The organism is Nocardiopsis dassonvillei subsp. dassonvillei DSM 43111 (genome assembly GCF_000092985.1).
GTDB classification, from domain to species: domain Bacteria; phylum Actinomycetota; class Actinomycetes; order Streptosporangiales; family Streptosporangiaceae; genus Nocardiopsis; species Nocardiopsis dassonvillei.
This window is the reverse complement of record NC_014210.1, coordinates 5419047-5443771: the sequence shown is the minus strand read 5'-3', so window position 1 is coordinate 5443771 and position 24725 is coordinate 5419047. Positions and strand designations below refer to the sequence as shown.

Here is a 24725-nt window from a genome sequence, read left to right as displayed (position 1 = left end):
GGTGCCGGGGCGCCCGCCCGCCCGGCACCGCTCCACCCCCCACCCCCCGAGAAGGAGAACCCCATGCGCAACCGCAGCGGAACCCGGGCCGCCCTGGCGGCCTCCCTGGCCCTGACGATGCTGGCGACGGCCTGCACCGGCGCCGGTGAGGTCACCGAGGGCTCCGAGGTCGACCTGAACGTCTCCACCGGCGTCACCGACGACGCCGTCGTCATCGGCTCCCACCAGCCCCTGACCGGGCCCGCGGCCCCCGGCTACCTCGCGGTCTCCCAGGGCGCCCGCGCCGTGTTCGAGTACGTCAACGCCCAGGGCGGCGTGAACGGGCGCGAGATCGACTACCGGGTCGAGGACGACGCCTACGACCCCGCGCGGACGATCGACGTGACCCGGCAGCTGGTCATCGAGGACGAGATCTTTGCGATGGTGGGCGGTCTGGGCACGCCCACGCACAGCAGCGTCCTCGACTACCTCAACGAGGAGGGCGTGCCCGATGTCTTCCCGTCCTCGGGCGCCCTGGCGTGGAACAACCCCGACGAGCACCCGCTGACCTACGGCTGGCAGACCGACTACACCAAGGAGGCGAAGATCCAGGGCGAGTACATCGCGGCGAACTTCCCCGACCAGAGCGTCGGCTACCTGTTCCAGAACGACGACGTCGGCGAGGACTCCCAGACCGGGCTCGACCAGTACCTCGGCGACGAGGTCGTGGCCCGGGAGCACTACGAATCCGAGGTGCCCGACCTCAGCGCCCAGATCGCCGAACTGGAGCGCACCGGGGCCGAGGTGGTCGTGTGCTCCTGCATCCCGGCGTTCGTCGCGCTCGGCATGCTGGAGGCGGCCAGCATCGGCTACGAGCCCCAGTGGGTGGTCTCCAGCATCGGCGGCGACACCGCCACCCTCCAGGGCCTGCTGGCGGAGTTCACGCAGGACACCGACGCCGAGGGCGTGCCCGCCGACGAGTTCCTCGAAGGCATGCTCATCACGAGCTACATGCCGCGCGTGGAGGACGAGGACGACGAGTGGGCCCGGTTCTTCATCGACGTGTACGAGGAGTACGGGGAGGGCGGCACGATCACCAACACGCACGTCTTCGGCATGACCCAGGCCGTCATGTTCGCCCAGGCTCTCAGGTCGGCGGGCGAGGACCTCACCCGCCAGTCGCTCGTCGACGCCCTGGAGTCCCAGGAGTGGCAGGGCCCCAGCCCCGTCCCCTTCGCCTCCGGAGACGGTGACCACGGCGGCCACCAGGGCGTCTACGTCGTCCGGTACGAGTCGGGCGGCAGCATCGAGATGGTCCAGGAGCCCCGTGTGACCGACCGCGAGGGCGGCCCCATCGAGGAGGCCGACTTCACGGCCCTCGGCCCGGACGAGCTGGTCTTCCACGACTGAGCTCGGATGGGTCTGGATGGGTCCGGACGGGTTCGGAGAGTGGTGGTCCCCGCGGGACGGTGGTCACTGCGGATCGGTGGTCACTGCGAATCGGTGGTCTCCGCGAGTGGATGGTCACTGCGGGTCGGTGCTCTCCATGAGTGGGGCGGTCTTTGTAAGGCCGCGTTTTCCACAGGCGCACATCGGGGCTGGTCGCGGGTGGGGTGGTGATGGTTTCCTGGAAATAGGGGGGATCCCACCCACGGAGGTTTTGGCATGCCCTTAAGCGCCCTGTGCTCACGGGGGTAATGAATTGAAGGGTAGGGAGGGGCCGTCTTCAGGGCCCCTCCCTACGCCATTCCTGCTGGGGGTTTCTGGCGGCAACGAAAGCGCGCCAGCTGCCGCGAAGTGGGATGGCCTGCGGAAAACGGTGCGCGTTGGGTGGGGGTGCGGTTGGCCGACGAACAGCGGCACCAAAGGCGTGAGCGGCCACCGGAGGGCGACCAACGCCCGGGGCTTAGGAGTGGTCGGGCTCTGCTGCGTCGGCACCAACGGCAAGCGGACCCTCCGGCCTCGGGCAACGACCCCGGCCCCCGTGGTCAGCGCGGGCGACGATCGCGCCAAGGCTAAGGTGACATTCTGGGCCACATTTTCGGACGCCTTTTGAGTCCGGTCTAATTGTGGTAGAAGAAGCAAAATCAGTCTCCGGAAAGAAAGTCAGCCATTGATGCTGTGAATAGTGGAGAAATGGCGGACGCTGGCCTATAATAAGAAGTATGGAGATGATGATCGCAGCGCACGAGGCGGCCCCCGGGGAATGTTCCCCGGCCGTGGCCGCGCTGGCCGGTGCGCGCGAGATCATCCACCAGGCGTTGAACGCCGAAGTGCCGCCCGGGGCCGATGAGGCCGCCGCTGAGGAGATCGCGGCGCTGTGGGCGCAGCTGGATCAGATCCGGTATCAGGCGTTGGCGCAGATGGCGCGCCTGTACGCGCGCGGTGAGGTCGCCCGCTACAGCGGCTACTCCACGCTGGACAAGTGGTTGGTGCACCACGGCACGATGCCCACCGCTCAGGCCAAGGATTTGGCTCGTTTGGCCCAGCACGTGCAGGAGGAGACGCTGCCCGCCACTGCCCAAGCAGTAGCTGAGGGCAGGGTGGTGTTGGGTGAGGCGGTGGCGATCGCCAAGGCCACCGACAAAGCCGTCCAGACCCGCGATGAGGACCACTTTCCCGATGAGGGGGAGTACCGGCACGGGTTTGAGTCCGCCCTGGTGGCCGCGAAGGCGGAGCGGCCTGCGTTGTCGGTCAACCAGCTCCAGTCGGTGGCCCGCCAGGTCGCCTACCGTTTGGACCCCCACCGCCTGGACCGCGACCACGAAGCTGCTCACGCGGCCCGCGGGCTGACGGTGCATGACACGTTCCAGGGCAGCTACCAGCTCCAGGCCTGGGGTGGGTCTGGGGATGCGTTGATCGTGCGCGCGGCCATCGACACCTTCACCACCCCATCCGGGGAAGGTGACACCCGGTCCCGGTCCCAGCGTGAGCACGACGCGCTCATCGCGGCGCTGCGTTTCGCCACCACCCACACCGGATGCGCCAACGCTCCGGCTCCATTGGCGCAGATCCGCATCGTGGTGCCCGTGCAGACCTACCTGGACGCCCAAGGCCAGGAGGTTCCGGCGTTGGACGAGCACGGTCGAGTGATTCCGGTCGGGCTGGTCCACGAACTCGCCGCCGATTCCGAGGTGGTGCGGATGCTCACCGCACCCCCCACCGGACAGGTGCTGGATGTGGGCCACAGCCGCCGCCTGGCCTCAACCCGCCAACGCACCGCCGCCTTCCACGGACACGCCACCTGCGCCCACCCGGGCGGATGTGAGGTACCGGTGGCGTTGTGCCAAGCCGACCACGTGCAGTCGTTCTCCCGAGGAGGGCGCACGGTGGTCGCCAACCTCCAACCGCTGTGCGGGCCGCACAACCGGGCCAAGTACCAACGCGAACTGCGCACACACCGACAGCAGGAACGGCACCATCCGCCCGACAGGATTCCGGTTCCCCCACCCCGAAAATGACTCCCCGAGTCGTGCCGGTCCCCGGCATGCCCGCGCCCGACAGGAGGCCCGGGCCCCGCGCCCACTGTGGTCGCTGCCACCGTCGCCCACCCTCGCCCCGGGGGCCGGCACCGCTGCCCAAGGCCCGCCAGCCCCGCCGCCTTTGGTGCCAACGCAGCAAAGCCTCACCACGCGCGCACAACAAGCGTTGATCGCCCTCCCGGGCCACTTCGCGGCAGCTGACGCCGCTGCCTTCGGCCACCACCCGCAACCAGGTCGTTGAGTGGAGCCCCCGACACCCGCCGCCTTCGCTGCCACCGCAGCAGAGCCCCACCATCCCCGAACACCGACCGTTGGTCACCCCCCCCGCACCACCTCGCGGCAGCTGGTGCCGCTGCCTTCGGCCACCACCCGCAACCAGGGCGTTGATCGGAGTCCCCGGACACCCGCCGCCTTTGGTGCCGCCACAGCCACAACCACCGCCAACGACACCACCCTCGGCTTGCGCGTTGACCGGAGCCCGTGGACGGTGTTCCCGTCCGTGCTCGTCGGTGAGGACGGCCTTCCTGCCCGAACACACGGGCGGCGGCCCGGGGGAGGGTCCGCCGGGCCGCCGCCGTGTCGCGGTTCCGGAGACCACGGGGCCGGAGCGGCCCCGCGGCGCCGGTGCGGGGTCAGGTGATGTGCGGGCAGGAGTCCCGGTAGTCCGAGAAGTCGGAGAAGAACCCGGTGTCGGGCGGCGGGCACAGGAACTGCTCGTAGCGCTCGTCCTCGTCGACGAAGCGCTTGAGCCAGGAGATGCTGTACCTGGCGATGATCGTGTTGGAGAGGTTGGGCGCGAAGTGGCTCGCGCCCTCCAGCTCCAGGTAGGCGCGCTCCAGGTCGCCGTCCAGGCTCTCGTAGAACGGGATGGAGTGCGAGTTGACCGACGCGATGCTGTCGTTCTCCGCGCCGATGATCATCGTGGGCACCTCGACGTCCGACCAGTCCTTCTGGAGGTGCCAGGGGGTCAGCGGAATCGCCGCGCGCAGCTCCGGCCGGTCCTCGGCGGCCGCGAGCGTGCCGCCGCCGCCCATCGAGTGGCCCATGACGGCCAGGCGGTCGCCGTCCACCTGGTCGGACACGTCGCTGTCGTCGACCAGGTAGTCCAGGGCGGCCTCGATCTGGCGTCCCCGGCTGTCGGGCTGGTCGTAGCGGGTGTTGGTGTCGATCGTGAACACCACGAAGCCCTGCGAGGCGATCCGGTGGCCCATCCACGCCATCGAGGACTGGCTCGCCGTGTAGCCGGGCGCGATGACGACGCCGCCGAACGTTCCCTCGCTGGTGTCGGTGGGGTAGTAGATCGTGCCGCCGCCGAACCCGCTCACCAGCGAGGACACGCTCTCTTCGTCGGTGTCGAAGTAGCCCTCCTCGGCGGTGACGCTCGACTCGGTCGGCGCGGGGCCGCGCTCGTACGGGTTGGCGGCCTGGGCCGGGGAGACGACGACGCCGGTCAGCCCGGCGGTGAGCGCCAGGGTCATACCCGCGCGGGCGGCGAACCGGGCCACGCGGGAGCGGGGGCCGTGTTGTGCGCCGTCGGTCTCTTCGGGGGAAAGGGGGTATGTTCGCACGGTTTTTCCTTTTTCTCGTGCAGCGGGAATCCGCGCACCTCGCGGTGTTCGCGGACCAAGGGTCTCCCGTGGGGGGAAAGCCGACATTACCGTAAGGTAACCATATGGGCACCCGCAGTGGTCGGCGGTGGCCGCCCCGCCTCTCGGTGGCGGAGGAGGGGGCCGGGTGACCGGCTCCCTTCGGCCGTGGATTCACTATGGTGTCGTTTCGGTAAACGTGCATCCGTTGAATCACCAGTAGTGACGGAGCCCAGCTCGCGGGGGGAGAGGGGGACGTGCGGCCACCCGGTGACCCGGGTGCGCTCGTGGTGCCCTCGGGGCACCGGTTCCCGTAGCACCGGCGTCCCGACCCCTCGCCGCACCGGCGGGCCGCGGTGTTTTGGCGGTCCCTCCCCGGGCAGGCGGACCGTGTAGGCGCACGACGAGGGAGTGATGACCATGCCCGGTGCAAGCGAACTTCCGTCGACCCTCCAGCGGTCTCCGAAGAAGGCCCAACGCACCTGGATCAAGGCGCACGACTCCGCTGTGGAGGAGTACGGGGAGGGCGAGCGCGCACACCGCGTCGCCTTCGCGGCGGTCAAGCACGAATTCGAGAAGCAGGGCGACCGCTGGGTGCCCAAGCAGCGCTCGGGCCCCTCGGACGAGCAGGCGTCCAACCCCAAGGCCGCGCGCGGACGCGGTAAGGACAAGAAGACCGCCGGGGGAGTGGACGCCAACGCCAGCAAGGAGCACCTCTACGAGCAGGCGAAGAAGCTCGGCGTCCAGGGGCGCTCGAACATGAACAAGGACCAGTTGGTCGAGGCGCTGCGCAAGGAGAACGACCGCCGCACCGCCAAGGCGCGCTCCTGACGCCATCCCGGCCGGACACGCCGTCGGCTCATCCCAGGCAGCCCCTCCCGAGCTCCGTCCGGGAGGGGCTTCTTCCTGCGTTGGGAAGGCACACGTCGTGAAGGCACGTGCGGGGAGGGCGGGCGAGCCGGGCGGACCAGCCGGGCGCCAGCGCCCCCCGGGCCCGTGGCCGCCCCCCCTGGCCGCCGGGCGTGGGAGGGGACGGGAACCGCGGCCCCGCCCCTCCCCCGGCTCAGCTCGCCTGGATCTCCCCGCCGGTCGGGGCCAGGGTCTCGCCGGTGTAGTACGACGACAGCCGTTCGCTGGCGAAGAAGACGTAGGAGGGCGCGATCTCGTCCGGGTCCGCGGCCCGTCCCATGGGCGACTGCTTGCCGAAGCCCTCCGCGCCCTTCTCCCCGAGCGTGGAGGGGATGAGCGGCGTCCACACCGGACCGGGGGCCACGCAGTTGACCCGGATGCCCCGGTCCATGAGCGTCTGCGCCAGCGAGTGCGACAGGTTCATCACCGCGGCCTTGCTGGACGCGTAGTCGATCAGCGACTTGTTGCCGCGCAGGCCGTTGATGGACCCCGTGATGATGATCGAACCGCCCTCGGGGATGTGCTCCAGCGCCTCGCGGACGGTCCAGAACACCCCCATCACGTTGACGTCGAACGTGCGGCGCAGCTGCTCGGTGCTCAGGTCGGTGAAGTCGTCCACCGGCGCCTGGGTCGCGGCGTGCTCGACCAGGATGTCGATCCCGCCCAGCTCCTCGACCGCGCGGTTCACCAGGTGGGCGCAGAAGGACTCGTCGGCCAGGTCGCCGCGTACGCCCACCGCCTTGCGCCCCTGCTCCTGGACCAGCCCCACCGTGTGCTGGGCGTCGGCGTCCTCGCTGAGGTAGCCGAAGACGATGTCGGCCCCCTCCTTGGCGAAGGCCACGGCGACGGCGCGGCCGATCCCGGAGTCGGCCCCGGTGATCAGCGCCCGCTTCCCCTTCAGCAGGCCGCGGCCCTCGTAGCCGCGCATCTCGTCCCTGGGCTGCGGATCCATCGGCTCGGTCCGGCCGGGGTAGGGCTGGCTCTGCGCCGGAGGCGAAGTCTCGGACATGGTCGTCTCCCCCTGTCGTTTCGGTTCCGCGGGCCCGGCCCGGAATCCGTCCGGGGCGTCCCGCGCTGTGCGCCCGGGCGTGCCCGGGCGGTCCTTCCGCGTGCCCGCCCCTACCCCGTTCGCCCCCGCTGACTCGGGCCCGGCGCGGGTCGTCCCGGCCCGGACGGCACCGCGGTGAACGCCGCTCCAAAAGGCGGTCAACGACGTTTGCCCCGAACGGGCGTCGGTCAGGTGGAACCGGGGGGAGACCCCGGCACGTGGTACCCGCAGATCGACGGAGGCCTGCTGTGAGCACTGAAGGACGTGGGGGAAGCGAGGGGCGCGACGCCAAGGACCGCCAGCTCGACGCGGTCAGGACCGACTCCGACCAGCCCCTGACCACCGAGACCGGCGTCCGGGTGGGCGACACCGACAACTCGCTCCGGGCCGGGGCGCGCGGCCCCACACTGCTGGAGGACTTCCACGCCCGGGAGAAGATCACCCACTTCGACCATGAGCGGATCCCCGAACGGGTGGTGCACGCGCGCGGCGCGGGCGCCTACGGCCACTTCCGCCCCTACGAGGGGCTCTCCGAGCTGACCGCGGCCCACTTCCTGAGCGGCCCCGACGTCACCACGCCGGTCTTCGTCCGCTTCTCCACGGTCGCCGGGTCGCGCGGATCCGCCGACACGGTGCGCGACGTGCGCGGGTTCGCGGTGAAGTTCTACACCGAGGAGGGCAACTACGACCTCGTCGGCAACAACATGCCGGTCTTCTTCATCCAGGACGGCGTCAAGTTCCCCGACTTCGTCCACGCGGTCAAGCCCGAGCCCCACAACGAGATCCCCCAGGCGCAGTCCGCGCACGACACCCTCTGGGACTTCGTGGGCCTGCAGCCCGAGACCACGCACATGATGATGTGGCTGATGTCGGACCGGGCGATCCCGCGCAGCTACCGGACGATGCAGGGCTTCGGGGTCCACACGTTCCGGTTCGTCAGCGCCGAGGGCCGCGGCACCTTCGTCAAGTTCCACTGGAGGCCCCTGCTCGGCACGCACTCGCTGGTCTGGGACGAGGCGCAGCGCGTCCAGGGCAAGGACCCCGACTTCAACCGGCGCGACCTGTGGGAGGCCATCGAACGCGGCCAGTACCCCGAGTGGGAGCTGGGCGTGCAGCTGGTGCCGGAGGAGGACGAGCACGCCTTCGACTTCGACCTGCTGGACGCCACCAAGATCATCCCCGAGGAGCAGGTCCCGGTCCGGCCGATCGGAAAGCTGACCCTGAACCGGAACCCGGACAACTTCTTCGCGGAGACGGAGCAGGTGGCCTTCCACACCGCCAACGTGGTCCCGGGCATCGACTTCACCAACGATCCGCTGCTCCAGGCCCGCAACTTCTCCTACCTGGACACCCAGCTGCTGCGCCTCGGCGGCTCCAACTTCCAGCAGATCCCGATCAACCGTCCGGTGGCCCCGGTGAGCAACAACCAGCGGGACGGCTTCGCCCAGCACCGCGTGCACCGGGGCGGGACCTCCTACCACCCCAACAGCCTGGGCGGCGGCTGCCCGGCCCTGGCGCACGGGGAGGGCGTCTACCGCCACTACACGGAGAAGGTCGAGGGCGACAAGATCCGGGTGCGCAGCGAGAGCTTCGCCGACCACTACTCCCAGGCCACGCTCTTCTACAACAGCCTCGCCGACTGGGAGCGCGAGCACGTGGTGGAGGCCTTCCGCTTCGAGCTGGGCAAGTGCGAGGAGCTGGAGGTGCGCCAGCGGGTGGTGGCCAACCTCAACCACGTGGACCACGGGCTGTCCGTCCGGGTCGCGGAGGGGATCGGCGTCGAGCCGCCGGAGCGGGAGGCCACGCCCAACCACGGCCGCTCCTCGCCCGCCCTGAGCCAGCTCAACACCGCGTTCGGCTCCGTCGTCGGCCGCAAGGTGGCCGTCCTGGTCGCGGACGGCGTGGACGAGGCCGCCGTCGACGCGTTCCGCGAGCCCCTGATCGGGGCCGGTGCCGTGGTCGAACTCCTCGCGGCCGCCGACGGCGCGGTCCGCACCTCGCGGGGCGGCGTCGTCACCGTCGACCGGGCCTACCCGACCGTCTCCTCGGTGCTCTACGACGCGGTCGTGGTGACCGGCGGTTCCGACGCCGCACGGACGCTGGCGGGCGACGGGCTCGCGCGGCACTTCGTGCTGGAGGCGTACAAGCACCACAAGCCGGTGGCCGCGGTCGGCGCGGGGACGGAGCTGCTCGCCCCGCCGCTGCCGGAGGAGCTGACCGGGCCCGTGGACGCCCTGCGGGTGGAACTGGGCGTGGTCGCCTCGCCGGACGCGGGTGAGGACGGCGTCGCCGAGTTCACGAGGCTGCTGGGCGGGCACCGGTTCTGGGACCGGCCGACGGCGTCCGTGCCCGCCTGACGGCGGGGGAGCGACTGACACGTAGCGAAGACGGAGTGAAGGGAGAACAGACGCGATGAAGGTGGGCTACAAGCTCTTCGCCGAGGGTTTCGGCCCCCGCGAGATCGTGGAGCAGGCGGTCCGCGCCGAACAGGCCGGGTTCGACTTCGTGGAGATCAGCGACCACTTCCACCCGTGGCTGTACAGCCACGGCCACTCCGGGTTCGTGTGGTCGATGCTCGCCGCCATCGCCGAACGCACCGACAGCGTCGAGCTGGCCACCGGTGTCACCTGCCCGATCCTGCGGGTGCACCCGGCGATCGTCGCGCAGGCGGCGGCCACCACGGCCATCCTGTCCGAGGGGCGGTTCACGCTCGGACTGGGGTCGGGGGAGCGCCTCAACGAGCACGTGGTGGGCCAGGGGTGGCCCAACGCCACCCGGCGCCACGAGATGCTGCGCGAGGCGATCCAGATCATCCGCCTGCTGTGGTCGGGCGGCTACCACTCCTACGACGGCAAATACCTGACCCTGGAGGACGCCCGGGTCTTCGACCTGCCCGAGGAGGCGCCGCCGATCGTCGTGGCCGCGGGCGGCGAGGAGGCCGCCCTGCTGGCCGCCGAGTCGGGTGACGGACTGTTCTGCACCGAGCCGAGCAAGGCGCTCAACCGGGTCTACGAGGACAACGGCGGCTCCGGCCCCCGCTACGCCGAGGTGCCGCTGGCGTGGGCGACCAACGAGGGCGACGCCCTGGAGTCGGCGCGCGAGCTGTTCCGCTTCGCGCTCACCGGGTGGAAGGTGCAGGCCGAACTGCCCAACCCGGTGAACTTCGAGGCGGCCACCGCCCTGATCGGCAGGGACGCGATGCGCGACGTCTTCGCGTACGGGCCGGACCCGGACCGGCACCTGGAGGTGGTGCGGGAGTTCGCCTCCGCGGGGTTCGACCACCTGTGCCTGATCAACGCCGGACCCGACCCGGAGGGGTTCTTCGGCTTCTTCGAGCGGGAGCTGGCCGGACCGATCCGGGCGATGGGCGCCGGTTAGCCCCGGCGGTGCCCGCTGGACGGGCGCCGTCCGGGGCCGGGCCCCTCACACGGACCGGGCGTACCCGCGGAGGGAGTCGTGGACGAACACGGCTCCCTCCGCGCTTCCGTGGAGACGCTCGCGGTCCGGGCCCCACGTGGACGCGGCCCGGGTCGCGCACGGGCTCGACGGAGCGCCGCGCGGGGCGCGGTGCTCGCGCCCGCGCCGCCGACGCCAGGACCCGACGCCGCGGCGGGGTCAACTCCGTCCGCGCCACCAGGCGAGCAGACGGCTGAGGAGGTCGTCCTCGTGGCCCTCGTCGCTGTCGTCCCGGTCCCCCCCGCGCGCCCCGGCCTCCGACTGCCCGTCCCCTCCGGAGCCGCCCCTTCCGGCGCCCTCCCGGGGGCCGAGGGCGAGGGGCTCGCCCGGGGTGAAGACCACCGGGAGTTCGCGCAACCCCCGCAGGAACGGCGACGGGACCCAGCGCAGGTCCTCCGGCTCCACGGCGAGCCGGAGCCCGCCCAGGCGCTCCTGGAGCGCGGTGACCGCGATCGTGGCGGTCAGCCGGGCCAGTTCGCGGGCCGGACAGGCGTGCGGCCCGGCGCCGAACATCAGGTGGGCCCTGCTGCCCCCCGCCTGGTCGGAGTGGACGGCCGGATCGCGATGGGCGGCGTCGAAGCCGATCAGCAGGGCGTCGCCCGCGCGGATGTCGACGTCGCCGATGCGCATGTCCTGGAGGGCGATCCGGGCGGGCAGGATCTGGAAGGGCGTGTCGGTCCACATCACGTGGTCGAGCAGTTCGTGGACGGTCATCTGCGCGTCCGTGTAGGCGGCGCGGACCGCCTCGTCGGTGAACAGAGTGCGCATCGTGTTACCGATGAGGTGTGTGGTGGTCTGGTGGCTCGAATTGTTGATGAGCGCGGCCTGGTGCGCGACCTCGTGGTCGCTCAGCCCCGCGGGGTGCTCCAGCATCCACGACACCAGGTCCTGACCGGGGATCCTGCGCTTGCGGGCCACCAGTTCGGAGAAGTACTGGTGGATGCGGCCGACGGCGTCCTCGGCGCGTTCGGCGTTCTCGCTGAAGACGATGGACGTGAGGTCGCCCAGCATGTACCCGTAGCTGTCGGAGAGCCCGTACAGGCTGTTGACCACGAGCACGGGCAGGGGATTGGCGTACTCGGAGATGAGGTCGGCCCTGCCGTCGGCGACGAAGGAGTCGATGAGTTCGTCGGCGATCCGCCGGATCGTGCGGGCGGTGGCGTTCATGTCCACCCTGGCCAGGCTGTCCGCGATGGCCGAGCGCAGCCGGGTGTGCTCGGCCCCGTCGGCGTACAGGGCGTTGGGGCGCCAGGACAGCGCGGGCCGGGCGCAGGCGAGGTCGACGCGCCCCTCGACCACCTCGCGCCAGCGGCGGGTGTCGCGCGAGAAGAGGTGCTGGTTCTGTAACACGGCGAGGTTCTCGTGGTAGCCCAGCAGAAGCCAGGCCCGTACGCCGGTCTCCAGTTCGACCGGGGCCACGGGTCCGTGGCGTTCGCGCAGCGCGGCCCAGAGGCCGTCGCGTCCGGTGGCGGGTGTGGTGCCGTACAGCCGTGTGGTCGTCAACGAACCGAGTCCTTCTCTTCGGGGAGATGGTGTGCCGGTGCGGTGACGGAGGGGAGAAGCGGGATCGCTCATTGTAGAAGGGGCCGCGCTCTTTTTTCAACACGGCGGAGAAAGGGCGCTCACGTATTAGTGATAAATGCTATTAAGGCGCACTTTTTCTGGGGCTCCCGAGCGCCGGAACCCGGGGTCGCGCGCCGCGCGGAGCCGCTCCGCGGCCGGAGTCTGCCACGGGGATGCGACAGTTCCACGGGCGTTCGCAAGAAGGTTCGAAAAGGCCGCTTTTTGTCATAGGGAGTCCGTAGTGTTCTCTGTGTGAGCGATCGATGGAGTACCGACGACGTATGGGCTCTGGCTCCGGACGCCTCCTCCCGCAAGGCCGCCCTGAAGGTGGCCAAGGAGTCGTCCTGGCCCGAGCGCGGAGCGGTCGCCGCCCCCTCCGGCGGCACCTCCGCCGTCTGGGGCGAGTGCAAGGGCAGCGGTTCCAAGCCCTACCTGGCCGCCGTCCACCTGGACGGCGCGGGCGGGACCGCCTACAAGTGCAGCTGCCCCAGCCGCAAGATTCCCTGCAAGCACGTCCTGGGCCTGCTGGCCCTGTGGACCCAGGACAGCGTGGCCGACCGGGAGGAGCGGCCCGAGTGGGTGGCCAAGTGGCTCTCCGGAAGGGCCGCCCGCCAGGAGAAGGCCAACAGCCCGGCGGCCCCCGCCGACCCCGAACGGGCGGCCGCGACCCTGCGCAGGAGGGAGGAGGCGGTCCGGGCCGGGGTCGACGAACTCGGCCTCTGGCTGCGCGACCAGGTCGACACCGGGCTGGCCGAGGTGCCCAAGCACGGCTACGACCACTGGGACCGCATGGCCAAGCGGCTCGTGGACGCCAAGGCGGGCGGCGCGGCCTCCCTCGTCTCCCAGCTGCCCTCCGCGGCGCGCGGGGACAGCTGGCCCGAGCGGATGCTCGAACGGCTCGGCCTCCTCCACCTGCTGGTCAACGGCTACCGCGCGGGCGACGCCCTCGACGAGCGCGTCCGCGGCGCCGTCCGCTCCCGGGTGGGCATCACCGTCAAGGCCGAGGACGTCCTCGCCGGCGGTGAGCGCGTCCGCGACACCTGGCGGGTCCTGGGCTGGCACGACGCCCCCGCCCTCGAAGCCGACATGCGCGTGCGCCGCCTGTGGCTGCGCGGCACCGCGACCGGGCGCGTGGCCCTGTACCTGGCCTTCGCCCGATCCGGCCAGGCGCCCACCACCCCCTTCCGGGCCGGCACCGACGTGGAGGCCGAGTTCGCCTTCTACCCCGACGGCCACCGGGTCGCCCCCGTCGGCGACGGCACCACGACCGAGGCGGCCCCGCCCGAGGGCGGCACGGTCACGCAGGCCCTCGACGCCTTCGCCGCCTCCCTCGCCGAGGACCCCTGGCGCGACACCTGGCCGGTCGTGCTCGACCGCGCCGCCCCCGCCCACGACGGCCGGTGGTACCTCACCGACACCGAGGGCCACGCGCTACCCCTGGCCTCCCCCGAGCCCTGGCGCCTCCTCGCGGTCACCGGCGGCCACCCCTCCACCGTCGCCGCCGAGTGGTCGCCCGCGACGGGACTCACCCCCATCACCGTGTGGGACCGGAACGGAAAGGCGGTCTCCCTGTGACCCCCGACCCCCTCGCCGCCGTGGACTCCTGGGACCGCCTGGTCTCCACGGCCCTGGTCGGCACCTCCAAGCGCTCCGTCCCCGACACCCCCGACCTGCCCCCCATCCCCGAGGACGAGGACTCCGTCGCCCTCCTGGACCGGGCGGCCCTGATCGCCGTCCGCCGCGCCGCCGGGTACACCCCCGTCACCGGCGTCGAGCCCGTCGAGCCCGGCGCCGAGGACGAGCGCCCCGAGACCGGACAGGCCGCCACCAACCGGCTGGAGGACATCCTCACGGGACGGACCGAACTCCTCCCCGAGTGGCTGGAGCTGGTGGCCGCCTCGGGGCGGCGCGTCGCGCACTCCAGCGTTCCCGCCCTCCTCGACCAGGGCGCCCGCGACAGCGAGCTGCGCCCCGCGCTCGCGGCCGCGGTCGGCACACGCGGCCACTGGCTGGCCGGGCTCAACCCCGCCTGGTCCTACATGCTGGCCGAGTCGGTCCACGCCGACCGGTTCAGCGAGCGCGACTGGGGCTGCGGCACCCCGGGAGAGCGCCGCCGCGCGCTCGCCGCGCTGCGCGCCACCGACCCCGACCGCGCCCGCGAGCTGCTGGCCGCCGTCTGGACCAACCTGGCCAAGGCGGACCTGCGCCGCCGCCTGCTGGAGACCTTCGCCACCGGGCTCGGCCCGGCGGACGCGGACTTCCTCGACCGGGCTCTGGACGACCGCAGCGCCAACGTGCGCGGGATCGCGCTGTCCCTGCTCACCCGGCTGCCCGACAGCGCGCACGCCGAGCGGCTGCGCGGTCACGTCCGCGCGCACGCCTCGCTCAGGGAGGACGGCGCCCTGTGGGTGGACCCCGTCCGCACCCGCGACGCCGCCGTCCACCGCGACCTGGCGCTGGCCGCGCCCTCCAAGGACGACGAGAACGCGCACGAGCGGGCCGAGCGGCTGTGGGCGCTGCTCACCCACGCGCCGCTGGACGTGTGGCCCGGGCTGCTGGGCGCCGAACCCGCCGACATCTTCGAGGCGGCGAACCGGGAGGCCGTGCAGAACGCCCGTCTGGTGGGCGCCCTGGTCAACGCCGTCGTCGTCCAGCGGAACGTGGAGTGGGCCAGGGCCGTCCTGGAGTTCCTCGGTTCGCGGGGCACGGGACCGGGATTCCAGACGAGCAGGCTGCTGGAACTGCTGCCGGTCGAGGAGCGCTGCGCGTACGCCGACGGCGTCCTGACCGACAAGGCCTCCCTCAACCGCTGGGGCGAGCAGCTCCGCGACACGCCCGGCCCCTGGACCCCCGAGCTGAGCGCGCGGGTCGTCGCGCGCCTGCACGCCAAGGACCGCAAGAAGGACTACCACGGCTACCGGCTGCTCTGCGAGGCCGCGGCCGTGCACATGCCCCCCGGGCACCTCACCGACCTCCACCAGACCCCTCCGTACAACGACGCCTCCGGCGACGCCTACCTCCGGCTCCGGGACACCCTCCGGTTCCGACTCGACATGCACAGGGAGCTCAGTTGACCACCTCCACCCCCTCCATCGGCACCGACGCCGCCCAGGCCCTGCGCCCGCACGCGGAGCAGACCTACGCCGCCGAGCTGGAGGCGCTGGCCAAGGCCGACGACCGGCAGCGGCCCCCGGGCTGGAAGCTCTCCCCGTGGGCGGTCACCCAGTACCTGCTGGGCACCACCCTGTCCGACGGCACCGAGATCAGCGCCAAGTACATCGGCGCCCGCCGCGTCGTCGAGGTCGCCGTGGCCACCCTGGCCACCGACCGCGCCCTGCTGCTCATCGGCGTTCCCGGCACCGCCAAGACCTGGCTGTCCGAACACCTGGCCGCCGCGATCTCCGGCGACTCCACGCTGCTCGTCCAGGGCACCGCCGGAACCTCCGAGGAGGCCGTCCGCTACGGCTGGAACTACGCCCGGCTGCTCGCCGAGGGCCCCTCCGAGGCGGCCCTCGTGCCCAGCCCGGTGATGACCGCCATGTCGCGCGGCTCCATCGGTCGCATCGAGGAGCTCACCCGCATGCCCTCCGACGTGCAGGACGGCCTCATCACCGTGCTGTCGGAGAAGGCCCTGCCGGTGGCCGAGCTGGGCGTCGAGGTGCAGGCCCAGCGCGGCTTCAACATCATCGCCACCGCCAACGACCGCGACCGCGGCGTCAACGACCTGTCCAGCGCGCTGCGCCGCCGGTTCAACACCGTGGTGCTGCCCGTCCCTGACAGCGCCGAGGACGAGGTCCGCATCGTCACCCAGCGGGTGGAGCAGCTCGGCCGCGCCCTGGACCTGCCCGAGGTGCCCACCAGCCTCACCGAGATCCGGCGGGTGGTCACCGTCTTCCGCGAGCTGCGCTCGGGGGTGACCGAGGACAACGGCACCAAGGTCAAGTCGCCCAGCGGCACGCTGAGCACCGCCGAGGCGATCTCGGTGATCACCAACGGCATCGCGCTGGCCGCCCACTTCGGCGACGGGCAGCTGCGCCCGGCCGACGTGGCCGCGGGCATCCAGGGCGCCGTCGTCCAGGACCGGGTGTCCGACGGCGTGGTGTGGCGCGAGTACCTGGAGACCGTCGCGCGCGGGCGCGACGGCTGGGGCGAGTTCTACCGCGCCTGCCGCGAGGTGGGCGCCTGATGGGTCGGCCCCGACTGGACACGAGCGGGCTGCACGTCCTGGGCGTGCGGCACCACGGCCCGGGGTCGGCCCGGGCCGTCCGGGCGGCGCTGGAGGAGATCAAACCCGACGCCGTGCTGATCGAGGGACCGCCGGAGGCGGACGCCCTCACCTCGCTGGTGGGCGAGCTGGAGCCGCCGGTGGCGCTGCTGGCCTACCTCGCCGACACCCCCAAGGGGGACGAGCCGAGAGCGGGTGACGGTAAGGAAAAGACTGCGCGCGGAGCGCGACCGTTGAGGGTGGCGGAGGGCGACGGGTGGGCGTTCTGGCCCTTCGCCAGCTTCTCCCCGGAGTGGGAGGCCCTGCGCTACGCGGTGGAGAACGACGTGCGGGTGCGCTTTTGCGACCTGCCCGCCGCGAACACCCTGGCCGAGCGCGTCGCCGAGGCCGAGGAGCGGCGCCGGGCCGAGGAGGAGAGCGCCCGCACGGAGGGGGACTCAGAGGACCCGGGGGCCGAGGAGGCTGCCGGGAACCCCGAGGCGGCCGGAGCCGGTGCGGCTGTCGCGGCAGAGGGAAGCGGCGGGACCGACGGGGCCGGGACCCCGGAGGCCGCTGACGGGACGGACGGCGGCGAGGTCGGCGAGCCGGAGCGGATCCGGCTGGACCCCCTGGGGGTGCTCGCCGAGGCGGCGGGCTACGACGACGCCGAGCGCTGGTGGGACGACGTCATCGAGCAGCGCCGGGACGGGGAGCCCTCCCCGTTCCCGGCGATCGCCGACGCCATGGCCGCCGTCCGCGCCGAGTCCGGCCCCGAGACGGAGCGCGACGCGCGCCGGGAGGCGTACATGCGCCAGACCCTGCGCGCCACCCTCAAGGAGGGCCACGAGCGGATCGCCGTGGTCTGCGGCGCCTGGCACGCCCCCGCCCTGCGCGACCTGGCCGACTACTCGGTCAAGGACGACACCGCCCTGCTCAAGGGCCTGCCCAAGGCGAAGGTCACCGCCACCTGGGTGCCCTGGACCCACGGGCGCCTGGCCGCCTCCAGCGGTTACGGCGCCGGGGTCGCCGCCCCCGGCTGGTACCACCACCTGTTCACCGCGCCCGACCTCCCGGTGCACCGGTGGCTGACCGACGCCGCCCGCATGCTCCGCGAGGAGGGGCTGGCGGTGTCCTCGTCCCACGTCATCGAGGGCGTGCGGCTGGCCGAGAGCCTCGCCGTGCTGCGCGGGCGGCCGCTCGCCGGACTCGACGAGGTGGCCGAGGCGCTCACGGCCGTCCTGTGCGAGGGCGAGCCCACCCGGGCCGCCCTCGTCCACCGCCGGATGGCCGTCGGCGAGCGGATGGGCTCGGTGCCCCCGTCCACGCCCATGGTTCCGCTCCAGCGCGACCTCATCGCGATCCGCAAGCGCCTGCGGCTCAAGGCCGAGCCCTTCGACAGCGACCTCGACCTGGACCTGCGCAAGGACAGCCAGCGCGAACGCAGCGTGCTGCTGCACCGGCTGCGGCTGCTCGGCGTCGAGTGGGGCGTTCCGCGCACCCCCGACGGAGGGCAGAAGGGCACCTTCCGGGAGTCGTGGCGGCTGCGCTGGGACCCCGACATGGACGTGGCGCTGATCGAGGCCAGCCGGTGGGGCACCACCGTCGCCTCGGCGGCCACGGCCCGGGTGGCCGACCTCGCCGAGGACGCGGCCCTGCCCGCGCTGACCTCCCTCACCGAGCAGTGCCTGTTCGCGGACCTGGGCGGGGCCCTGCCCCGCGTGCTGTCCCTGCTCACCGACCGCGCGGCCACCGACAGCGACGTCACCCACCTGATGGAGGCGCTGCCGCCGCTGGCCCGCTCCGCCCGCTACGGGGACGTGCGCGGCACCGACAGCGCCTACCTGAGCACGGTGGCCGAGCAGATCCTGCGGCGGGTGTGCGTCGGGCTGGCACCGGCCGTGCACGGCCTGGACGACGACGCTGCGGAGCGGTTCGTCCGGCAGATCGACGCCACGCAGGGCGCCGCCACCCTCCTCGGCGGGGAGGGCGCCCAGGCCTGGACGGCGGCCCTGACCGCCCTGGCCGTACGCGACACCCTGCCCGGCCGCATCGCCGGCCGGGTCAACCGGATCCTGTCCGACTCCGGGCTCGTGGACACCGACGAACTGCGCCGCCGCCTCGGTCTGGCGATGTCCCCGGGCGTCGAACCCGCCTCGGCCGCGGCCTGGCTGGAGGGGTTCCTCCAGGGCAGCGGGCTGATCCTGGTGCACGACGACCGGCTGCTCGGGCTGATCGACACCTGGCTGCTCTCCCTGCCCGAGGAGCGCTTCACCGCGGTGCTGCCGCTGCTGCGGCGCACCTTCGGGGCCTTCAACGGCCCCGAGCGCCAGGAGATCGGCTCGGCCGCCCTGCGGCTCGGGACGGCGCCCGCCGCCAAGCGGGCCGCCCCGGCCCGCGTGGACGTGGACACCCGGCGCGCGGCCCCGGCCCTGGCCACCGCGCTGGCCATCCTCACCGACGGAAAGGTGCGCACATGAACGCCGTGGACGAGCGGGAGCGCCGCTGGAGGCTCGTGCTGGGCCGGGAGGCGCAGTGCTCCGGCGGGGTCGGCGCCTCCGGCCTCAGCGCCGCCGACCAGGGGATGGACGGGGCCCTGGAGGCGCTCTACGACAGCGTCGGCCCCGGCAGGACCAGCGCCCAGCGCTCCGCAGGGCTCGGCGGCTCGGCGCCCCGCGTGGCGCGCTGGCTGGGCGACATCCGCGAGTACTTCCCGTCCTCCGTGGTGCAGGTGATGCAGAAGGACGCCATGGACCGGCTGGGGCTGCACCAGCTCCTCCTGGAGCCGGAGATGATGGAGGCCGTCGAGCCGGACGTGCACCTGGTGGGAACCCTGCTGTCCCTCAACCGGGTGATGCCCGACCAGGCCCGCGAGTCGGCCCGCGCGGTGGTGCGCCGCGTGGTGGACGACCTGGAGCGGCGCGTGGCGCAGAAGACGCGGTCCCTGGTGCAGGGGGCGATCGACCGGTCGTCCCGCACCCACCGGCCGCGCCGGGTGGCCGACATCGACTGGAACGCCACCATCCGCCGCAACCTGGCCCACTACCTGCCCGAGCACAACACGATCGTGCCGCAGACCCTGGTGGGGTACGGCCGCCGCAGCCGGGGCGTGCAGAAGGACGTGGTGCTGGCGATCGACCAGAGCGGTTCGATGGCCTCCTCGGTGGTCTACGCGAGCGTGTTCGGCGCGGTGCTGGCCTCGATGAAGACCCTGCGCACGTCGCTGGTCGTGTTCGACACCGCGGTGGTGGACCTGACCGAGCAGCTGACCGACCCGGTCGAGGTGCTGTTCGGCACGCAGCTGGGCGGCGGCACGCACATCAACAAGGCCATCGCCTACTGCCAGGGGCTCATCACCAAGCCGAACGACTCGGTCTTCGTGCTGATCAGCGACCTGTACGAGGGCGGTGTCCGAGCGGAGATGCTGAGGAGGGTGGCCGCGATGCAGGCGGCCGGGGTCCAGGTGGTGGTGCTGCTGGCGCTGTCGGACGAGGGCGCGCCGTTCTACGATCGACAGAACGCGTCCGCGCTCGCCGAGATGGGGGTGCCCGCGTTCGCCTGCACCCCCGACATGTTCCCCGAGCTGATGGCGGCGGCCATCCAGGGGCAACCCCTCACGTCCTGGGTCGAGAAGCACCAGGACGCCTGATCCGGGCGGGCGGGGCCGTGGCGGTCCCCGCCCGCCCCCCGACCCCCCTCAGGAGAGCCGTTGAGCTACGACGTGGTGGCCCTGGTCGCCGACGAGCCCGACGAGAAGGCGGTCGTCCACGCCCTGGGAGGAGTGGACCCCGAGCTGCGGCTGCACTGGCACGGCGACACCCGTGTCCTGCAGATCCGCGACGGGGACGACCACCTGCTGGCCACCCTCGAACCCGGACAGCCGGTGGAGCGTTCGGACGCGGTCGTGCGCCTGCTGGGGCCGGAGGTCGTGGCGGGCCTGCCGGAGACCTTCTGGTGGGTGGAGACGCGCGCCCGCCCCGACGAGCGGGGGCGGGAGGTGGCGCACCGGTTCGCCGACGGGCTCGCGCTGCGGCTCGGCGGGGCGGTGTGGACCTCGGGGCGGGCCGACTTCGGGCTGTGGGAGGAGTCGGAGCACCCGGCGGTCGAACGCACCGCGACCGGGGCGCTCCTGGTCGCCCAGGACCGGGCGGTGGTGCCGTTCTCGTCCTGGCTCAGCGACGCGGTGGCCACGCACGTCGGGGAGAGGACGCTCCAGGTGCTCACCCCGCCCACCGCCCGTCTGACCTACGCGGTACGCACCTTCGCGGCCGGGACGCTGGGGCGCTGGGTGGTGCGGGGCGAGGACGGCGGCCACTACGACGGCATCACCGGCCTGCCCGTGCGCTGGGACGACGAGCAGGGGTTCCGCGCGGACAGGGAACCGGCCGGGCTGGCGTGGGCGGCCGGGCATCCGGACGCCGAGCCGGTTTCGGGGTTCCTCGCGGACGACACCGAGAGCGCCGGAACGCAGATCGTGGTGGACGTGTCCGTGCTCCACGGCGACCCCTTCACCCCGGACCTGGGCCGCGTGGCGGAGGTCGTCTCCGAGCACGTGGCGGGGACCGCGCCGTCGGCGTGGGGTCCGCACGAGCCCGCGCTCATGGCCTGGGACCGCGACCGGATGGCCGGTTACGTGCGTGAACGCGGATCCAGGCCCTCGATCCTGTACCTGTCGGGTCCGCTGGGCGGGGGGCGCCCCTTCGCCGGACAGCTCCACCTGGCCCGGCGCGGGAGCAGGGTCCTGGAGCGGGTGTCGGTGGTGGCCGGGTTCGAGAACGGGGACGCCGTGCCCTCCGACGCGTTTCCGGCCCTGGTGGAGGCGTTGGCGGCCGAGGGGCTGCTGGACGGGTTGCGCGTACGCCGCGTCCCCGGGCGCGCCGATGTCACCTACGCGCCGGTGTGGGCGGGGCCCGCGGTCCCGGTCGGGCTCGCGGTCGGGCCGGACCGGCTGCGCCGGATCGGGACCGGCCGCGCCCAGGCGGGGCCGATCCCGGGCACGCTCGTCGGCGCGGACGGGGCCCGGGCGGTCTGGTACCCGGTGGTGGAGGACGCGGTGGCGCCCCTGCGCGCCCTGGACCTCATGCGGAGGCAGACGGAGTACCTGTCCGCGGCCTCCGCGAAGAGGGGCTGAGCCTTTCCTGGGGGAGTCCCGTCGCCCTTTTCCGGAGCGGTAGTGACGCACGTCACTTTCACTGTTCCCACCTGCGTGTTCCGCTCGGCTCGACCGGTGACCCCGCGCCTGACCACCGCCGGAGCGGGGTCTCCCGCGGAACCGGGACCGATCGTGGAACGTCACTCCATACGCGCATACTGCTGTTGGAGTCCGCCAGGCGGACCGCGGAGTCGACGAGGGAGGGCAGCGACCGGATGAAGTTCGAACTGGTGGAGCCGTCGGACGAGTCGGACGGGAACGCCGCTGTCGCCGAACCGCGGGACCCGGCGCCCACCGACGGGATCGTGGTCCTCAAGGAGCCGGACGCGGCCTTCCCTAGGCCCGTGCGGGAACGCAGGGCCAGGGCGGTCGAGAGCGTGCGCGCCTCGCTGGAGCTGCTGCGGGCCCGCGTCGCGGAGCAGAGCACGGCCGAGGCCCGTGTCCGTGCCGCCGATGCCCGTGTCCACGCCGCCGAAGCCCCGGAGGCCGGGGCCGGGGCGCTGTTCCAGGCGCACCGGTTCGCCGCTGACACCCCCGGAGAGGAGAGCCGATGAGCCGGTGGAACATCGACGTCTACGGGGTCTCGCTGGTCCTGGGTGACCTGGGCGACCAGCTCGGTCTCGAAGGAGGCGGGTTCTCCGACACCATCGACTCCACCGCCGACGGGATCGAGATGGCGCTGACCAACGCCAAGAGCCCGCCCGTGGAGGCCGCCCTGTCCGGGTTCTTCGAGCACTTCACCGGCGAGACCGACGCCATGTTCACCCGCGCCCTGTCGTGCCTGCAGGGCGCCAACGACGCCACGCTGGCCTACAACCAGGGCCAGGAGGAGATGGCCGCCGAAGCCCAGAGCCAGGCGGGCACCGGCGAGAACCTCGACCTCTGACCCGACGCGCCCCCGCACCCCCGACACCCCCGCCCCGCCCCCACGGAAGGCCCCCTGGTGAGTTTCGAGCCCACCGAGCCCCAGAACGGCGTGGACCCCAACCCGTTCACGCTCATCGACCCCGACACCATCCCCTACCCCCTCACCGACGTCTGGTCCCTCAACTACGCGGCCGAGACCCTGCGCACCGGCGGGGAGGACCTCTTCGGCGGGGCCGAGGACATGTCCTCCACCTGGGGAGGGCTCCAGGCCCACTACAGCGCACCGGAGAGCGAGACGCTCTTCGCCGCGATGGACCCCGTCCTCACCCGGGGAGAGGGCCTCCAGGGCGACCTCGCCACCGTCGCCAGCGCGCTGGAGGACCTGGCCGAGGCGGCCACGACCGCGCGCGGTTCGCTCAACACCCTGCGGATCGACGCCCAGAGCCTGTGGAACGCCAACCACGACAAGAAGGTGTGGTGGCTGAACAAGGACGACGAGACCGACGAGTGGGCGCTGGCGGAGAACATCCGCATCAAGGACGCGGTCAACACGGCCTGGTCCACGTTCAACGAGGCAGAGAACGCCTGCGCCACCCGGATCTCGGCGGTGTTCGGCGGCCCCGCCTACGTGTCCCCGGACCAGGCCGCCGGGGACGGAGCGCTGGTCTACGGGCTGCCCACCGACGCCGGTGAGCGCGACCTGTCGCTGGAGAACGCCCTGAGCTTCGAGGGCGTCAACAGCAACATCAACGACTTCGCCGCGTGGGCGGGCAGCGAGTTCCACCCCTCCCTGATGGACTGGGGCAATCCCATCGGCCAGGCGCTGTGGGACACGGGGGCCACCGACTTCCTGTGGGGGACGGCGGTGGGGCTGACGTCCAAGCTCGGGTTCTGGCACCCCGACAACGGGTGGCGGTTCGATCCGCGGGGCCGCTGGGACAACGCCACGGCGGCCTGGGGCGACGCGTGGATGGACACGGCCACCCTGGTCGGTGTCCACGACGAACACGGGTGGCTGTGGGAGCCGGGCGAGGGCGGCCAGGAGGGCTGGGGCGCCGGATGGGACCGGTGGACCGGCAACGCCTGGGGCAGCCTCACCGAGATTTGGGAGGGGCACACCGCCTGGTCCACGCGGGACGACGGCGTCGCCTACTCCAACACCACCATCGGCGCCAACGCCGCGCTGATGACCGTCGGGTTGCCCCTCAAGGCTCTCAAGATCATCGCCGGGGCGGGGGTGGTCAGCTCCATGGACGCCCCCGGGGGTTCGGGTGACGCGGAGTTCGACGGCTCCGGCCCGGGTTCCGGCGGGGGCTCGGGCTCGGGCTCGGACAGCTTCACGTCGAGGGGCGGGCCGGGAACGCGTGGCTGGCCCAGCAGCCCGCTTCCGGGCGCCGGGGAGGGGCAGCGCCCCACGGGGGAGCGCTTCGAGAACCCGCTCACCCAACTGAACGAGTCGTTGCTGGACCCCGACCGGTACCGTCCGCCCGCCTCCACCCCGACCACCCCCGTGCCCGACGGTGGCGGGGACCGGCCCTCGCAGAACCCGCCCGCGCCGCAGCCCCAGGACAGCGGCACCCCCCGGAACCGACCGGGCGACGAGGACACTCCGCGGCGTTCTGACGAGGAGGACACGGAGGTACCGGGAGGGCCCGAGGAGAGGCCCGGCGCCCCGGCCCCGACGCCGCGTCCGGAGGGCGAGTCCCAGCGCGGCGACACCGACGCGCCCCGCGCCGAGGACGACGAGAGCGACCGGAGCGATGCGGGAGAGGGCACGGCTGGTCCGCGCGAGGAGCCGGAGGCGGAGCGTCCCGAGCCCGCCGCCGGTGGCGGCGGCGGGGGCGACGAGCCCCCCAACGACCGCACCGGTACCGGTGGCGATGATGGTGATGAAGGCGGCCCCGACAACGGTCGTGACAACAACGATCAACCTCAGAAGCCTCAACCAGATAACGGAGATGATTCGCAAGGTAGTCAGGAACGGCTTTTGGATGCCTTTCCGGATAGAGTCGATACGGAAGGTCTCCTTCCGCGTCCGGACCAGACCAAGCCGCCAACTGGACGCGCCAACCCGAGGTCATTTGAAGATATTGCTAGCGAAGGGCTTGTTGGCCCTGAATGGAAGCACTTCAGTGATAAAGAAGTAAGGGTGGCAGAATATCTCAGAGAGCATGGCATTGAGGTTGAGTCCATTAAGGAGTCGACCGTTGACGGAGTTAGGACTCCGGAGGCTGTAATATCCGGCACTGGTGAGACGGTCGAGTTCAAAGTCCTCGAATCAGATACTGCAAGATCTTTCGAGCGGAACATTAGGAACGCGAGGGGGCAGTCTCGCCGGATGGTTTTTGATGTGAGGCACCTGGGGACTTCTCAAGAGGATGCCGTTAAGAGGATTGGGAGTGGGCTGTTCAACTATGGAGGAGACCTCAGTGAGGTAGTTGTAATTGGTGACGGGTACACTATCGTTTGGCCGTAGGGGGAA

General features: G+C 72.1%; 17 protein-coding genes. 14 read left to right on the top strand and 3 right to left on the bottom strand.

From position 1 onward, the window contains the following. Positions 1-63 precede the first annotated feature (63 nt). On the top strand, positions 64-1389 hold the full coding sequence (locus NDAS_RS22655; RefSeq protein ID WP_013155584.1) for an ABC transporter substrate-binding protein: 1326 nt from the start codon (positions 64-66) through the stop codon (positions 1387-1389). A gap of 764 nt (positions 1390-2153) precedes the next feature. Next, positions 2154-3440 carry an HNH endonuclease signature motif containing protein gene (locus NDAS_RS22650; protein WP_013155583.1) on the top strand — a complete coding sequence of 429 codons (1287 nt, stop codon included), beginning with the start codon at positions 2154-2156 and terminating at the stop codon, positions 3438-3440. 653 nt (positions 3441-4093) lie between these two features. Here the strand turns inward: NDAS_RS22650 and NDAS_RS22645 are convergent. Continuing rightward, complete coding sequence (locus NDAS_RS22645; protein ID WP_013155582.1) at positions 4094-5029, bottom strand: alpha/beta hydrolase family protein; 936 nt, start codon at positions 5027-5029, stop codon at positions 4094-4096. 438 nt (positions 5030-5467) lie between these two features. Between NDAS_RS22645 and NDAS_RS22640 the strand changes: the two genes are divergently transcribed. Then, complete coding sequence (locus NDAS_RS22640; protein ID WP_174547560.1) at positions 5468-5878, top strand: ChaB family protein; 411 nt, start codon at positions 5468-5470, stop codon at positions 5876-5878. Between the two features lie 232 nt (positions 5879-6110). Here the strand turns inward: NDAS_RS22640 and NDAS_RS22635 are convergent, their stop codons facing one another. Continuing rightward, positions 6111-6965, bottom strand: a complete 855-nt coding sequence (locus NDAS_RS22635) for an SDR family oxidoreductase (RefSeq protein ID WP_013155580.1) — start codon at positions 6963-6965, stop codon at positions 6111-6113. Between the two features lie 287 nt (positions 6966-7252). Here NDAS_RS22635 and NDAS_RS22630 point away from each other — a divergent pair, with 287 nt between their 5' ends. Continuing rightward, the gene (locus NDAS_RS22630) at positions 7253-9361 is read left to right on the top strand and encodes a catalase (protein WP_013155579.1); all 2109 of its coding nucleotides are present in this window, start codon (positions 7253-7255) and stop codon (positions 9359-9361) included. A gap of 55 nt (positions 9362-9416) precedes the next feature. Next, positions 9417-10382, top strand: a complete 966-nt coding sequence (locus NDAS_RS22625; protein ID WP_013155578.1) for a TIGR03557 family F420-dependent LLM class oxidoreductase — start codon at positions 9417-9419, stop codon at positions 10380-10382. A 237-nt stretch (positions 10383-10619) separates the two neighbouring features. Here the strand turns inward: NDAS_RS22625 and NDAS_RS22620 are convergent, their stop codons facing one another. Beyond that, the gene (locus NDAS_RS22620) at positions 10620-11963 is read right to left on the bottom strand and encodes a cytochrome P450 family protein (protein WP_041552943.1); all 1344 of its coding nucleotides are present in this window, start codon (positions 11961-11963) and stop codon (positions 10620-10622) included. A 387-nt stretch (positions 11964-12350) separates the two neighbouring features. Here NDAS_RS22620 and NDAS_RS22615 point away from each other — a divergent pair, with 387 nt between their 5' ends. The 9 genes from NDAS_RS22615 to NDAS_RS29380 all read left to right on the top strand — a co-directional run bounded on the left by NDAS_RS22615 (position 12351) and on the right by NDAS_RS29380 (position 24719). Further along, complete coding sequence (locus tag NDAS_RS22615) at positions 12351-13598, top strand: SWIM zinc finger family protein (RefSeq protein ID WP_013155576.1); 1248 nt, start codon at positions 12351-12353, stop codon at positions 13596-13598. Further along, a complete protein-coding gene (locus NDAS_RS22610; RefSeq protein WP_013155575.1) occupies positions 13595-15097 on the top strand; it encodes a DUF5691 domain-containing protein in 1503 nt (500 codons plus the stop codon). The genes NDAS_RS22615 and NDAS_RS22610 overlap by 4 nt, the downstream gene beginning before the upstream one ends. Then, complete coding sequence (locus NDAS_RS22605) at positions 15094-16209, top strand: ATP-binding protein (protein WP_013155574.1); 1116 nt, start codon at positions 15094-15096, stop codon at positions 16207-16209. Before NDAS_RS22610 ends, NDAS_RS22605 begins: the two co-directional genes overlap by 4 nt. Next, positions 16209-18704, top strand: coding sequence for a DUF5682 family protein (locus tag NDAS_RS22600; RefSeq protein ID WP_013155573.1), 2496 nt, complete (start codon positions 16209-16211; stop codon positions 18702-18704). The genes NDAS_RS22605 and NDAS_RS22600 overlap by 1 nt, the downstream gene beginning before the upstream one ends. Then, entirely contained in the window at positions 18701-19873 is a 1173-nt protein-coding gene (locus NDAS_RS22595; protein WP_013155572.1) for a VWA domain-containing protein, read from the top strand. The genes NDAS_RS22600 and NDAS_RS22595 overlap by 4 nt, the downstream gene beginning before the upstream one ends. 60 nt (positions 19874-19933) lie before the next feature. Then, complete coding sequence (locus tag NDAS_RS22590; protein ID WP_013155571.1) at positions 19934-21355, top strand: DUF6177 family protein; 1422 nt, start codon at positions 19934-19936, stop codon at positions 21353-21355. Positions 21356-21591: 236 nt separating this feature from the next. Next, complete coding sequence (locus NDAS_RS22585) at positions 21592-21930, top strand: hypothetical protein (protein WP_013155570.1); 339 nt, start codon at positions 21592-21594, stop codon at positions 21928-21930. Beyond that, positions 21927-22262: a DUF6507 family protein gene (locus tag NDAS_RS22580; RefSeq protein WP_013155569.1), complete on the top strand. Its 336-nt coding sequence runs from the start codon at positions 21927-21929 to the stop codon at positions 22260-22262. The genes NDAS_RS22585 and NDAS_RS22580 overlap by 4 nt, the downstream gene beginning before the upstream one ends. A 57-nt stretch (positions 22263-22319) precedes the next feature. After that, the gene (locus NDAS_RS29380; RefSeq protein ID WP_013155568.1) at positions 22320-24719 is read left to right on the top strand and encodes a hypothetical protein; all 2400 of its coding nucleotides are present in this window, start codon (positions 22320-22322) and stop codon (positions 24717-24719) included. Positions 24720-24725 lie beyond the last annotated feature (6 nt).

Coding starts and splice junctions, on each gene's coding strand:
- NDAS_RS22625 (WP_013155578.1), top strand. CDS start 9,417: ATGAAGGTGGGCTACAAGCTCTTCGCCGAGGGTTTCGGCCCCCGCGAG.
- NDAS_RS22640 (WP_174547560.1), top strand. CDS start 5,468: ATGCCCGGTGCAAGCGAACTTCCGTCGACCCTCCAGCGGTCTCCGAAG.
- NDAS_RS22580 (WP_013155569.1), top strand. CDS start 21,927: ATGAGCCGGTGGAACATCGACGTCTACGGGGTCTCGCTGGTCCTGGGT.
- NDAS_RS22595 (WP_013155572.1), top strand. CDS start 18,701: ATGAACGCCGTGGACGAGCGGGAGCGCCGCTGGAGGCTCGTGCTGGGC.
- NDAS_RS22655 (WP_013155584.1), top strand. CDS start 64: ATGCGCAACCGCAGCGGAACCCGGGCCGCCCTGGCGGCCTCCCTGGCC.
- NDAS_RS22650 (WP_013155583.1), top strand. CDS start 2,154: ATGATCGCAGCGCACGAGGCGGCCCCCGGGGAATGTTCCCCGGCCGTG.
- NDAS_RS22635 (WP_013155580.1), bottom strand. CDS start 6,965: ATGTCCGAGACTTCGCCTCCGGCGCAGAGCCAGCCCTACCCCGGCCGG.
- NDAS_RS22600 (WP_013155573.1), top strand. CDS start 16,209: ATGGGTCGGCCCCGACTGGACACGAGCGGGCTGCACGTCCTGGGCGTG.
- NDAS_RS22585 (WP_013155570.1), top strand. CDS start 21,592: ATGAAGTTCGAACTGGTGGAGCCGTCGGACGAGTCGGACGGGAACGCC.